10 protein-coding genes are annotated in these 12,443 nt (G+C 69.3%); 4 read left to right on the top strand and 6 right to left on the bottom strand.

What is annotated here, in order from left to right; genetic code table 11:
- Nucleotides 1–84 precede the first annotated feature (84 nt).
- Together EZE58_RS06350 and EZE58_RS06345 are read left to right on the top strand one after the other, a co-directional pair.
- Nucleotides 85–960 carry a helix-turn-helix domain-containing protein gene (locus tag EZE58_RS06350; protein WP_009380283.1) on the top strand — a complete coding sequence of 292 codons (876 nt, stop codon included), beginning with the start codon at nt 85–87 and terminating at the stop codon, nt 958–960.
- Nucleotides 961–1,039: 79 nt separating this feature from the next.
- Nucleotides 1,040–1,528 (top strand): VOC family protein, encoded by a 489-nt coding sequence (locus tag EZE58_RS06345; protein WP_009380282.1) that lies wholly within the window; start codon nt 1,040–1,042, stop codon nt 1,526–1,528.
- On the opposite strand, the gene EZE58_RS06340 is transcribed toward EZE58_RS06345, so the two are convergent.
- On the bottom strand, nt 1,504–2,691 hold the full coding sequence (locus tag EZE58_RS06340; RefSeq protein WP_040342316.1) for a helix-turn-helix domain-containing protein: 1,188 nt from the start codon (nt 2,689–2,691) through the stop codon (nt 1,504–1,506). The two genes, EZE58_RS06345 and EZE58_RS06340, sit on opposite strands and share 25 nt — an antisense overlap.
- 183 nt (nt 2,692–2,874) lie before the next feature.
- Here EZE58_RS06340 and EZE58_RS06335 point away from each other — a divergent pair, with 183 nt between their 5' ends.
- Nucleotides 2,875–4,695 (top strand): NAD(P)/FAD-dependent oxidoreductase, encoded by a 1,821-nt coding sequence (locus tag EZE58_RS06335; RefSeq protein WP_040342314.1) that lies wholly within the window; start codon nt 2,875–2,877, stop codon nt 4,693–4,695.
- A 156-nt stretch (nt 4,696–4,851) separates the two neighbouring features.
- On the opposite strand, the gene EZE58_RS06330 is transcribed toward EZE58_RS06335, so the two are convergent.
- Together EZE58_RS06330 and EZE58_RS06325 are read right to left on the bottom strand one after the other, a co-directional pair.
- The gene (locus EZE58_RS06330; protein WP_346773173.1) at nt 4,852–5,391 is read right to left on the bottom strand and encodes a hypothetical protein; all 540 of its coding nucleotides are present in this window, start codon (nt 5,389–5,391) and stop codon (nt 4,852–4,854) included.
- A 1,010-nt stretch (nt 5,392–6,401) separates the two neighbouring features.
- Nucleotides 6,402–6,923: a TetR/AcrR family transcriptional regulator gene (locus tag EZE58_RS06325; RefSeq protein ID WP_009380274.1), complete on the bottom strand. Its 522-nt coding sequence runs from the start codon at nt 6,921–6,923 to the stop codon at nt 6,402–6,404.
- A 100-nt stretch (nt 6,924–7,023) separates the two neighbouring features.
- Here EZE58_RS06325 and EZE58_RS06320 point away from each other — a divergent pair, with 100 nt between their 5' ends.
- Nucleotides 7,024–8,577: an MFS transporter gene (locus tag EZE58_RS06320; RefSeq protein WP_040342310.1), complete on the top strand. Its 1,554-nt coding sequence runs from the start codon at nt 7,024–7,026 to the stop codon at nt 8,575–8,577.
- Between the two features lie 84 nt (nt 8,578–8,661).
- Here EZE58_RS06320 and EZE58_RS06315 read toward each other — a convergent pair whose 3' ends face one another.
- From EZE58_RS06315 to EZE58_RS06305, 3 genes are read right to left on the bottom strand one after another with little or no spacing between them, the layout of a single operon-like run.
- Complete coding sequence (locus EZE58_RS06315; RefSeq protein WP_009380271.1) at nt 8,662–10,191, bottom strand: tripartite tricarboxylate transporter permease; 1,530 nt, start codon at nt 10,189–10,191, stop codon at nt 8,662–8,664.
- A 1-nt stretch (nt 10,192) separates the two neighbouring features.
- Nucleotides 10,193–10,870 carry a tripartite tricarboxylate transporter TctB family protein gene (locus EZE58_RS06310; RefSeq protein WP_009380269.1) on the bottom strand — a complete coding sequence of 226 codons (678 nt, stop codon included), beginning with the start codon at nt 10,868–10,870 and terminating at the stop codon, nt 10,193–10,195.
- Complete coding sequence (locus EZE58_RS06305; RefSeq protein WP_009380267.1) at nt 10,867–12,003, bottom strand: tripartite tricarboxylate transporter substrate-binding protein; 1,137 nt, start codon at nt 12,001–12,003, stop codon at nt 10,867–10,869. The genes EZE58_RS06310 and EZE58_RS06305 overlap by 4 nt, the downstream gene beginning before the upstream one ends.
- Between the last annotated feature and the right edge of the window lie 440 nt (nt 12,004–12,443).

The following is a 12,443-nucleotide window of genomic DNA, read 5'->3' as shown; positions in this document are numbered from 1 at the left end:
CACGCTGACCTGCATCCCTGCCGGTGACCTCCGCGCTCGTCGGCGCCCAGTGACCCCGCGCCGCGAGCGGGTTAGACTGCCCCCATGTCCGCACCGGACGACGACCGGATCCGCGCTCCGCATCCGCGGCTGCGCCCCTACCTCGGCGACTATGTCGGCTACGACATCAGCGGCGTCCCCGCGGGGACGCACCTCGGTCTGCCGTCGGGGGCGCTGACGTTCATCGTCACGATCGGCGAGCCGCTGCGCCAGGTCGATGCGGGACGCTTCGACGTCCTCCTCGCGGGCCTCCACCTGCGCCCGACCCGCATCCGTCACAACGGGACGATGGCGGGGATCCAGATCAACGTCTCCCCGTTCGCCCCGCGCGCCCTCTTCGCCCTCACTGCCGCCGAGCTCACCCACCGGACCGTCGGCCTCGACGCCGTCTCCCGCCCGCTCGCCGCCGAACTTCACGACCGCGTCAACGCCGCCGCCACCTGGGCGGAGCGATTTGCGGCGATCGACGCCGTGCTCCTGCGCGTGCTCAGCGACGATGCCTCCCCGCGCCCCGAGGTCGGCCGGGCCTGGGCGCAGATCGTCCGCAGCCGGGGTCGGGTCCCGGTCGGCACCCTCGCCGAGGAGGTCGGGTGGAGCCGCCGGCACCTCAGCGCCCGCTTCCGTGCCGAGCTCGGCATCGGCCCGAAGGAGGCCGCCCGTGTCATCCGGTTCGACCGGGCTAGGCGGATGATCGCCGGCAGCGCTGGGAGCACCGGCCGGGACGAGAGTGCAGGCCGTGCGGACGGTGCGGGCAATGGTGCGTCCCCGACCCTCGCCGAGGTGGCCGCCGCCTGTGGCTATGCCGACCAGTCCCATCTCGACCGGGACTTCGCCGCCTTCGCGGGGACCTCCCCGACCGCGTGGCTGCGCTCGGACCCTGTGGCCGCGCGCGGATCCAGCGCCGAACTCGCCGCACGCTGACCGGTTCCCATTCGTCCAAGACGTCGGCGGGCACGGTGCGCGAGGCTGGAGCCATCCACCCGCGATGAGAGGACGAACCATGACGACGAACAACCCCACGACCGACCCGACGACGACCGATGAGAACCGCACGACCGATGCGAACCCCACGGCCGCCTCGGCGAGGGGAGAGGCGAACATCTGGCCGGCTTTCCGCTACCGGGACGCGAAGGCGGCGATCGCCTTCCTCCGCTCGGCATTCGGCTTCGAGGTCACCGCCGAATACACGAACCCCGAGGATCCCGGTCTCGTCGACCACGCCGAACTCACGTGGCCGGGCGGGGGAGGGATCATGCTCGGGTCCGCCCGCGACGACGGGAGCGTGATGTCCGACGTCGGCATCGCCAGCGGCTCGGTCTACATCGCCGTCGACGACGTCGATGCGCTCTTCGATCGGGCCGTCGCCGCCGGGGCCACTGTGGTCAGCGGTCCGAGCGAGAAGGACTACGGGTCCCGGGACTTCAGCGTCACGGACCCCGAGGGCGTGCTGTGGAACTTCGGCACCTACCGGGGCGCCGGCCGCGGCTGAGCACCCTCGATCCGGGCGTTCACACCCTCGGCCCACCGGTAGGGGCGGGTGGCGATGAGGGCGCCGATCGAGCGGCGCAGACGCGAGACCTCGGCACGGACGGTGACGACGTGGTCGGCATCCCCGTAGAGGAGGGTGCTCAGCGCCGAGGCGCTCACGCCCGCCTGCCCCGCCGAGGTGATCGCGGCGAGGATCTGCGCGCGTCGCGGGGTGAGGGGGACGACGAGCGGATCCGCTGAGGAGGCGACGTCGAGGACCGCGGGATCGGTCTCGAGTCGCAGGGTCACCGAGGTCTGCCGGTCTCCGGCAGGACGCAGCACCCAGCCGCCGGTCACCCGCTCGGGCAGGCAGAGTCCGGCACCGGGGATGAGCACGGTCCGTTCGGGAATCGGCGCCTCGATCCGCTCCCGGGTCGTCACACCCTGCCGGTAGGCGACCCAGCCGTCGTCGTCGACGATGAGCGCCGGCTCCCTGCTGGCGCTGAGCATCGGCGAATACCGGTCGCGCAGACCGCCCAGGCGCTCCTGATGACCGAGGAGGAGCCGTGCCTCGGCGAGCCGGACGGCCGTGGTGACCAGGGACTGCACCGTCGGATGGAGGGTGAGGGCGGGGCCGCTGATGTCGACGACTCCGAGCAGCTGCCCGTCGCTCGGGTCGTGGATGGGTACGGCGCTGCAGTACCAGGGGTGCTGGGAGGTCTCGAAGTGCTCGGCGGAGAAGAGCTGGACCGGGGCCTCCTCGGCCAACGCGGTGCCGATCGCGTTCGTCCCGACCACCGATTCCGACCAGTGGGCGCCCTCGACGAAGCCGAGTCCGTCCGCCTGCCGCTTGGCCCGGGAGGCGCCGTCGCGCCAGAGGATGACGCCGTCGGCGTCGGTGACGACGAGGATGAAGCCCGCCGAGGCGGGGGTGCGGAGGAGGACCGACCTGAGTTCGTCGACGATGAGGCGCAACTTCGACCGGTGCCTGCGGGACTCGACGTCGGCCTCGGCGGAGTGGACCCGACGATTGCCCCCGCCGGGGTCGAGGCCGAGGCGGAGCATCCGCTGCCACGAGCGCGCAACGATGTCCCGCGGCGGCGACGGCGGCGGACCGCCGGTGACCACGGCATCGTGGATCCTGGTCAGATCCCTGGCGAGATGCGCCAGGTCCGGCTGAGGCATGCCACGAGTATAGGGCCTCGGGATCGGAGTAGCCGTGGAGTCGGGGTGGCGGTCGGCGCACCGCCTCGGCGCGTGCATGGAGCCGGGGCTCGGACGGCGGTGATGCAACCGAGTGCAACCCTTTCGACGGCGGACCCCGGAGCATAGCGTGATCGCACACCGCTCAACGACGAGGAGTGCATCATGACAATGACAGTGGACCGTCCCCAGCTCACGGCCGACGACATCGCCACCGGATGGCTGAACGACTTCGCCTCGACCCTCGGCAGCCGGGACATCGAGGCAGCGATGGGGCTCTTCGCCGCCACCAGCTTCTGGAGGGACCTCGTGTCCTTCTCGTGGAACCTCACGACCACGGAGAACCACGACGGGATCCGTGACCTCCTCCAGGAGACCCTCGACCGCGTCGATCCGAGCGACTTCGCGCTCGCCGAACCCGCGGAGACCGCCGACGGAGTGACGACGGCCTGGTTCACCTTCACCACCTCGGTGGGGCGGGGCAAGGGACTCGTCCGCCTCATCGACGAGGACGGGACGAAAGCGTGGACCTTGCTCACCTCGCTCCAGGAGCTCACCGGTCACGAGGAGCCGCGCGGCATCCGCCGGGTCAAGGGCGCCGAGCACGGGGTCGATCCGCAGCGGAAGAGCTGGTCGGAGAAGCGCGCCGAGGAGGATGCCGCGTGGGGCGAGACGGCCCACCCGTACGTGCTCGTCGTCGGCGGGGGACAGGGCGGGATCGCGCTCGGGGCCCGACTGCGGCAGCTCGGGGTGCCGGCGCTCGTCATCGACCGCTGGGAGCGGCCGGGGGACCAGTGGCGGTCACGGTACAAGTCGCTGTGCCTGCACGACCCCGTCTGGTACGACCACCTGCCCTATCTCAAGTTCCCCGACAACTGGCCGGTGTTCGCACCCAAGGACAAGATCGCGGACTGGTTGGAGTTCTACACCCGGGTGATGGAGATCCCGTACTGGTCGTCGACGACGGCCACCTCGGCGAGCTATGACGAGGGGAGCGGGCAGTGGACGGTGGTGGTCGAGCGCGGAGGAGAGACGATCACGCTCACTCCCACGCACCTCGTCATGGCCACGGGCATGTCGGGCAAGCCGAACATCCCGAGCTTCCCCGGCAGCGAGGTCTTCCGCGGCGAGCAGCAGCACTCCTCGCAGCACCCTGGCCCGGACGCGTACGCGGGGAAGCGGGTCGTCGTCATCGGCAGCAACAACTCCGCGTTCGACATCTGCGGGGCCCTCTACGAGAACGGCGCCGACGTGACGATGGTCCAGCGCTCGAGCACCCACATCGTCAAGAGCGATTCGCTCATGGAGATCGGCCTCGGCGCGCTCTACTCGGAGGAGGCGGTCGCCGCCGGAGTGACGACGGAGAAGGCCGACCTCATCTTCGCGTCCCTGCCCTACCGGATCATGCACGAGTTCCAGATCCCCCTCTACGAGCAGATGAAGGAGCGTGACGCCGACTTCTATCGGCGGATGGAGGAGGCCGGGTTCGACCTCGACTTCGGTGACGACGGGTCCGGGCTGTTCCTCAAGTACCTGCGCCGAGGCTCGGGCTACTACATCGACGTCGGTGCCGCCGAACTCGTCGCCGACGGCAAGGTGCGCCTCGCCAAGGGGCAGGTCGATCATCTGAGCGAGGATGCCGTGGTGCTCGACGACGGCACGGAACTGCCCGCCGACCTCGTCGTCTACGCCACCGGGTACGGGTCGATGAACGGCTGGGTCGCCGACCTCGTCGATCAGGAGACCGCCGATCGGGTCGGCAAGTGCTGGGGACTGGGCTCGGACACGACGAAGGACCCCGGTCCGTGGGAGGGCGAACAGCGCAACATGTGGAAGCCCACTCAGCAGGAGAACCTCTGGTTCCAGGGCGGCAACCTCCACCAGTCGCGGCACTACTCGCTCTACCTGGCTCTCCAGCTCAAGGCCCGGTTCGAGGGGATAGACACCCCCGTCTACCGGCTGCAGGAGGTCCACCACCTCGGGTGAGGGGTCGTGGGGCGACCGCTCTGGGGTGGGGTGGTCGCCCTCGGGGCTTTCGCCTCTGGGGCTTTCGCCCTTGGGGGGGGCGGAGCTGAGGACGCTGGGTGTCGATTCGCGAGTCGCAGATCGACACTCAGCGTCCTCGGCTCGTGCCTGCACTGTTCAGCTCAGGCCGAGGTGGCGCCGGATCTTGGCCTCGAGCTGTCGGTAGTCCGTGCGGCCGGTGACCCTGAAGACCGTCCACCCCTCGAGGCGCATCGCCTCGTCGCGTGCGATGTCCCTGTTCCACTGGTCCTTCGAGGTCCGGTGGTGGTCGCCGTCGTACTCGAGCGCGAGCTTCTCGTTCTCGTAGCCGAGGTCGGGTTCGACGACGCGATTGATGCTCGGGCAGCAGACGCGCGGATGGACGGTCGGTTCGGGCAGACCGACCGAGCGCGTCCACAGCCGCAGGTCGGTCTCGCGCGGCGAGTCGACCGTCGGGCGGACGAGCGCGAGAGCATCGAGCAGGTGGCGACGGGAGCGGATTCCTCGCGTCTCGGAGACGTAGGCGCGCAGTCTGTCGAGGTCGATCTGGGGTGGCCCATGCCAGTTGCCCACTGCGGCATCGCCGATCCGCACCAGGTCCTCGACGGACAGGTCCCGCCCCAGCGAGGTGAAGGCCTCCGCAGGACGGAGCAGCGGCAGATCGAAGTACTGATGCACGGCGAACAGCTGTGATCGCAGGAACCGGACGTCTCTGGATCGCACTCGCACGTTCAGATCGCTGGCGACGACGTGGAGGGGTAGGAGCCGTTGGTTCGTGGGAAGCGGCCACCCGTAGAGTCGGGCCGCTGTCACATGCCCTGCCGCCACGCAGGGAAACGTCAACACCACTGCTCTGAGGTACTGAGCCGTTGATGCCCACGTGTCATCCGCCCAGACCGGCATCGGCCGCATGACCAGCGACGCCGGATCTTGTCTGACTCCTCTGACGACCGCGGGGTACTTCGCCGTGTGGAACAGCGAGTGCCGACTGATGCCCATCTGTGTGGCATCCCCGGTTCTGAAGAGCCGAGGCGCCTCACGAAACTCCCATTCACCGATGTGTTCGCCGCCGAAGAACATGACGACGATGGTCTCCCACGCCGTGGGGTGGACGAAAGGTCGGCCATCTCACCTGTGGAAGGCGCCCGGGCGTCCACAGTCCTTGCGCGCACGAGTGGCCAAGCGCGTGCACAGCGCGTCGCGCACGGCATTCCGGGGAGATCGTTTCCGTGCATGACGCGAAGCAGCTCGAGCGAGAGGTGAGAACGCCTCAGCGCACGAGAGGCCCGAAGGGCTGCGTGTGCCGGCCTCCATCCGCCGGTATCCCCAGCCTGGCGCACACGAGTCGGCGTCCTGGACAGCGGAGTCGAGGACGCTCAGTGTCGATTCTGGGCGCGCAGATCGACACTGAGCGTCCATGAGTCGCGGGTGGCGGTGCTTGTCGGCAACCTCAGGGGCCCTGAGTACCCTCGCGGCACTGCACCGTGACACTCGCTGGCACCCTTTGGGGTGAGGGCGGAGCGCATTGGGCCGGGCGCAGAGGCTGGGCGTGGCGCGAGGTACGGGGGCGGAGGCGGCATTCGTCCACACGGCAGGCAGGCGTTGAGCCGCGAGTCGAGGACGCTCAGTGTCGATCTGCGCGCCCAGAATCGACACTCCGGGTCCACAAGTCGCCGGAGTGGGGCGCCCTACAGCCCGAGGCGGGCCAGGACGTCCTTGACGTGGACGAGCGCCTCGGACTCCGAGAGCCCGAAGTTCTGGTTGAGGTACATTCCGTCGCCGATGAGCTGGATCGTCATCGCCAGGTGCGGGTCGCCGAGGTGGTCGTTGAGGACGGCGAACCACTGCTCGCGCGTCTCCCGCAGCGCCACCCGCGCCTCGTCGTGCTCCTGGGCGAGGCGGGTCGCGGCGATGAGGCTGAGGTCGAGTGGCGTCCCCATCTCCGCCGAGGTCTCGAGGTAGTAGATGTGGGGGCCGAGTTCGGAGGATCGCATCGCCGCGATGTCGGCGTCGACAAGGCGGCGCAGGCGGTCGAGGCTGCCCTGCATGAGCTTCGCCTTCGACCCGAAGTGGTAGAGCAGGCCGCCCTTGGACACTCCCGCCTCGGCGGCGACGGCGTCGAGCGTCGCCCCGGCAGTGCCGTGCTGTTCGAGCAGCCTGTCGAAGGCGTCGAGGAGCTTCTCCCTCGTATCGGCGGAATTCCGTGCCATGGACACGAGCCTAACCGAGATCCTGCGCACCGACTGTGAGTCCGGCCTCACCGTCGCCCCAGACCTTGGAACTGTACCGTCTAGACGGTACAGTAGAGGCATGTTCACAACGCAGACTCCACCTGTGCGCGCCGGCCGGCGTGAATGGCTCGGCCTGGCTGTGCTGATGATCCCTGTCCTCCTCATCTCGATCGACAACACGGTGCTCGGCTTCGCCCTGCCGGCGATCAGCACCGGCCTCCACCCCACAGGCACCCAGCTGCTGTGGATCGTCGACATCTACGCGCTCATGCTCGCCGGACTCCTCGTCGCGATGGGCAGCATCGGCGACCGCTTCGGGCGCCGGCTACTCCTCGTCATCGGTGCCATCGGCTTCGGGGCCGCGTCCCTGCTCGCGGCGTTTTCGACGACCCCGGAGATGCTCATCGTCGCCCGCGCCCTCCTCGGCGTCTTCGGCGCCACGCTCATGCCCTCGACGCTCTCGCTCATCCGCAACATCTTCCTCGACGCCAGGGACCGGCGGATCGCGATCGCGACGTGGGCCGCGCTCTTCGGCGGCGGTGCCGCGCTCGGCCCCGTCGTCGGCGGCATCCTCCTCGAGCACTTCCACTGGAGCTCGATCTTCTTCATCAACCTCCCCCTCATCGCGCTTTTCATCCCGGCCGCGCTCCTCCTCCTGCCGGAATCGCGCGACCCGAATCCCGGCCCCATCGATCCTCTCTCGATCGTGCTCTCGATGCTCACGCTCACCCCGCTCGTCTTCGCCATCAAGCACGGGATGTCCGAGGGCCTCGACTGGCTCCTCGTCGCAGCGGTCATCGTCTCGCTCATCGCAGGGTTCCTCTTCGTCCGCCGGCAGCTGGCGTCCGCCAACCCGATGCTCGACGTCCGGCTGTTCGCCAACGCCGTGTTCACCTCGGCGGTGACGGCGAACCTGCTCAGCCTCATGGGGCTGGCCGGGTTCCTCTACTTCGGCACGCAGGTCCTCCAGCTCGTCCTCGGCCTCTCCCCGGTCGAGGCCGCGCTCGCCCTGGTCCCCGGACTGATCATGTCGATCGCGGCCGGCTACCTCGCCGTCCCGCTCGTCGCCCGGATCCAGCCGCGCATCGTCGTCCCCGCCGCGCTCGCCCTCAACGCGACCGGCCTCGGCTTCGTCGCCTTCACCCCGGAGCCGAGCGTGCCCGGCATGATCATCTCCTTCATCGTCCTCGGCGCCGGCATCGGCACCGCCGAGGTGATCACCAACGACCTCATCCTCTCCGCGGTGCCGGCGGACAAGGCCGGAGCCGCCTCGGCGATCTCCGAGACCGCCTACGAGTTCGGCTCGGTCATGGGCACGGCCGTCCTCGGCGGCCTGACGACGATGGTCTTCGGCCGCCAGCTCGCCTCCCACCTCGGCGAGAGGGCCGAGGATCCGGCGTTCGAGACGCTCGGATCCGCGCTCGAGCGCGCCGGTGAGATCGGCGGCCGCCTCGGCGATGAGCTCGCCGATACCGTTGTGCGCGCCTTCGACCTCGGCGTGCAGTGGGCGGCCGGGGGTGCGACCGTCGTCGTCCTCACCGCCGCCGTCCTCACGGCCTTCGGCCTCAAGGGCGCCGGCCGCGGACCGCAGACTGAGGCCGCTGAGGTGCGGGAGCCCGTGTCCGCGCACTGACGCTCCCGCGATGAGAAGCGCCGAGGTGGGGCGGACACGATCGTCCGCCCCACCTCGGCGCTTCGGTGCCTCACATCCCCGCGGTCAGCGAGCGGCGAGGGCCTCGGCCCGTGCCCGCTGCCGCCGGCGGGCGAGGACCCGGCCGGTGCCCGTGTAGATGAGGGCGGCGATGAGGATGAGGTAGAGGACGACGGCGATCGGCGAGGAGATGAGCACCGAGAGGTCGTTGCCCGAGGCGAGCAGCGCATCCCGGAGGTTCGTCTCGGCGAGCGGGCCGAGCACCATGCCGATCATCAGCGGTGCTAGCGGGACGCCGTAGCGTTTGAGGACGAAGCTGATGATCGCGATCCCGAGGAGGACGAAGAGCTCGAACGTCGACGCCGAGGTCGCATAGATGCCGAGCCCGCAGAAGACCGCGATGCCGCCGTAGAGGTAGGGCTCGGGGATCTTGAGCAGCTTCGCCCACAGTGGGGCGAAGGGCAGGTTGATGATGAGGAGGACGATCATCGCGATGAAGAAGCTCGCGATGAGGGCCCACACGAGTTCCGGGGCCCGGTCGAAGAGCAGCGGCCCCGGCTGCAGACCGTACTGGCGGAATGCGGCGAGCATGATCGCCGCGGTCGCCGAGATCGGCAGACCGAGCGCGAAGAGCGCCCCCATCGCGATGCCCGTCGTCGCACTGCCGGCAGCCTCCGGGGCGGCGAGGCCGCGGATCGCGCCCTTGCCGAACTGCGGGTCCGCCCGGCGGGAGTCGAGCTTGCGTTCGAGCCCGTAGGCCATGAAGGTCGGCACGTCGGCACCGCCGACGGGGACGACGCCGAAGGGCAGGCCGATCGCCGTGCCGCGCAGCCACGCCGGCAGCGCCTCCTTGAATTCGCGTCCCGAGAGGAACGGCCGGCCCGAGGCGTTGATCGTGTTGTCGGCGGCCTTCCGCCGGATCCGGGAGGCGATGTAGAAGACCTCGCCGAGGGCGAGCATGCCGACGGTGACCGTGACGAGCGAGACGCCGTCGAAGAGCTCGGGCACCCCGAACGTGAACCGCTCCGTGCCCGAGACCGAGTCGATGCCGATGACCGAGATCCCGATGCCGAGGAGGAGCGCCATGAGCCCCTTGAGCACGGAGTCGGCGACGACCGAGGAGGTCGCGACGAAGGCGAAGAGTGCGAGCGCCAAGAACTCGGCGGGACCGAAGTTCGCTGAGAGGTCCGCGAGCAGGGGCCCGATGAAGACGACGAGGAAGCACGAGACGAACCCGCCGATGAACGCCCCGATCGCCGCTGTCGCGAGCGCCTGCGGGGCTCTGCCGGCCCTGGCCATCTTGTGGCCCTCGAACGTCGAGGCGATCGCCGAGGCCTGCCCCGGGGTGTTCATGAGGATCGCCATCGTCGAATCGCCGAAGAGCCCGCCGAAGTAGACGCCGGCGAACATGATGAACGCGCCCGTCGGGTCGAGGGCGAAGGTCATCGGCAGGAGCAGCGCCACAGCCATCGACGAGCCGAGACCTGGGAGCACACCGACAGCGGTGCCGAGGAAGCAGCCGACGAGCACCCAGAGCAGGTTCATCGGGGTGAGCGCGTGGGTGAACCCTTCCATGAGGGAGGAGAGAGCATCCATGTCAGAACCCCCCTCCGAGCAGACCCGAGGGCAGATTGAGTCCGAGGAGGACCGCGAAGGCGAGGTAGACGAGAGAGGAGAACGTCAGCGCGAGCGTGAGGTCGAAGAGCGGGCGCCTCGATCCCATCGCGCGGGCCACGCACCAGAAGAGGAGGGCGGCGGCGATGATCCACCCGGCGAACTCGAGGATCCCGGCGAACGCGGCGAAGCCGCCGATCGCCCAGGCCAGGGAGGTGAAATCGGAATGGGTCCGGTGCCTGGCATCCTCAGCGCGCGCCTCGGCGAGGGCTCGACGATCCGCACTCGGCTCGTCCTCCTCGTGCGGGGACAGCCGGGAGGCGGCGACCGCCGAGGTCACCGGGGTGGAGAACGCCTTCTCCTCCCTCGCCTCGGCGGGGGCGGCCGTGTCGGCGTCGACGGGTTCGGGATTGCGGATGATCGCGAGGACGAGGAGGACCGTGATCACGTACCCGAGGACCATGATGATCATCGGGAAGAACTGCGGGCCGGGCGGATCGGAGTCCTCGGCGACCTCCATCGTGAGGATCCCGATGAGCAGGTACGTCGAGAACGCACCGAGGATGAGCGGGACGAGCAGACCCGAGCGGCCGTGCCACCAGGTCCCCTCGCCGAGGTGGCCCGTCCGGGTCCGTGCGGGTGTGTCCGTTGTCGTGCTCACAGTCCCAACTCCTCAAGGAGCGCTTCGATGCGCTTGGTGTCTTCGACGATGAAGTCGGCGAACGCCTGACCAGTCAGCCACACGTCCGTCCACTGGTTGCGTGTCAGGGCGTCCTTCCATTCGGCGCTGTTGCGGGTCGCCTCGAGCATGCCGACGAGCTCCGCGGTCTCGTCGGCGGTGATGCCGGGGGCGCCGAGCCAGCCGCGCCAGTTCGTCAGGGTGACCTCGAAGCCCTGCTCGCTCATCGTCGGGATGTCCTCGAAGCCGGCCAGGCGTTCGGGGGCGGCGATGCCGATCGCCTTGACGCGCCCGGCCTCGATCTGGTCGGAGACCTCGTTGAACCCGGTCGAGGCGAAGTCGGTGGTGCCCGAGAGCAGGGTCTGGATCGACTCGCCGCCGCCGGACTTGGGGATGTAGGTGATCGACGAACCGGGGATCCCGCCGAGCTGCGCGAGCTGGGCGATCGTGAGATGGTCGACCGAACCGGCCGACCCGCCTGTCCACACGAAGCCTTCGGGGTCCTCCTGCCATGCGGTCATGACGTCCTCGAGGGTGTCATACGGGGAGTCGGCGGCGGCGATGAGGACGTCGTAGTCCTCGGCGACGCGGGCGAGCAGCGTCGTGTCGTCGAAGCCGACGGGGGAGTCGTTGAGGGCGATTCCGCCGACCATCGCGGTGCCTGTGGCGAGGATCGTGTCCGCGCGTCCGTGCATCGTCGAGAACTTGCCGAGACCGATGGTCCCGCCCGCGCCGGGGATGTTGACGACCTGCGCGTTGTTCGCCGTGCGGGTCGCCCGCATCGCCTGCTGCGTCTCGCGGGCGAATCCGTCCCAGCCGCCGCCGGCGCCGGCCGGGGCGATGAGCGTGAGGTTGGAGGAGAGATCTCCCTTCGCCGAGGCGGACCGGATCGAGTATCCCGTCGCCGTGCCGATCGCGGCCACCGCGAGGACGCCGTAGGCGACCCGTCCGAACATGCGCCGGGAGACGCCGGAGTTCCTGTTGCCGGAGTTTGCGGCGTTGGGGTTTGCGGTGTTGGGGTTTGCGGTGTTGGGGGAGGGGTCGGTGTCGCCAGCGCCGGTGCCGCCGGGATCGGGGCTGCCGGGCGGACTCGCGTCGCCGGAGGACTGCATCATCGGGTCCCTTCTTCATCATCGAAGACGTGTATGTGTGCCGGCGGCGGCGCTCGGCCTCACCGACATATGTGCGACCGATTCTATTGTGGCCCAGGTCACGGTGCCTGTTTGAGCGCATTGATCTCGTTTCGCGCGTTCTGCGCCTTCTGCGCATTCTGCTCATCTTTGAGCGCGTGGGATTGGGAGTGAGTGGCTGGGCGTACCCCTCCCGAGCCCCGTCAGTGGCTGGGGTCGTCCCCTCGAGCCCCATTTGTGACTGGGACCGTCCTCTCGAGCCCCGTTTGAGGTCGAAAAACCGAGGAGATTCGGCCCAGAGAGGCGATTTCCCTCGGTTTTTCGACCACAAACCGGTTGGAGTGATGGGTATGGGCGGGGTGGCGTGGCGGTGCGTTGCGGTGCGTGTGTGGGCGGGAGTGTGCGGCCGGGAGTGTCCCCTCGAA

The organism is Brevibacterium sp. LS14 (genome assembly GCF_012027885.1).
Lineage (GTDB): Bacteria > Actinomycetota > Actinomycetes > Actinomycetales > Brevibacteriaceae > Brevibacterium > Brevibacterium casei.
Note: the sequence above shows the minus strand (reverse complement) of the source record. Positions and strands in the feature narration are given on the sequence as shown.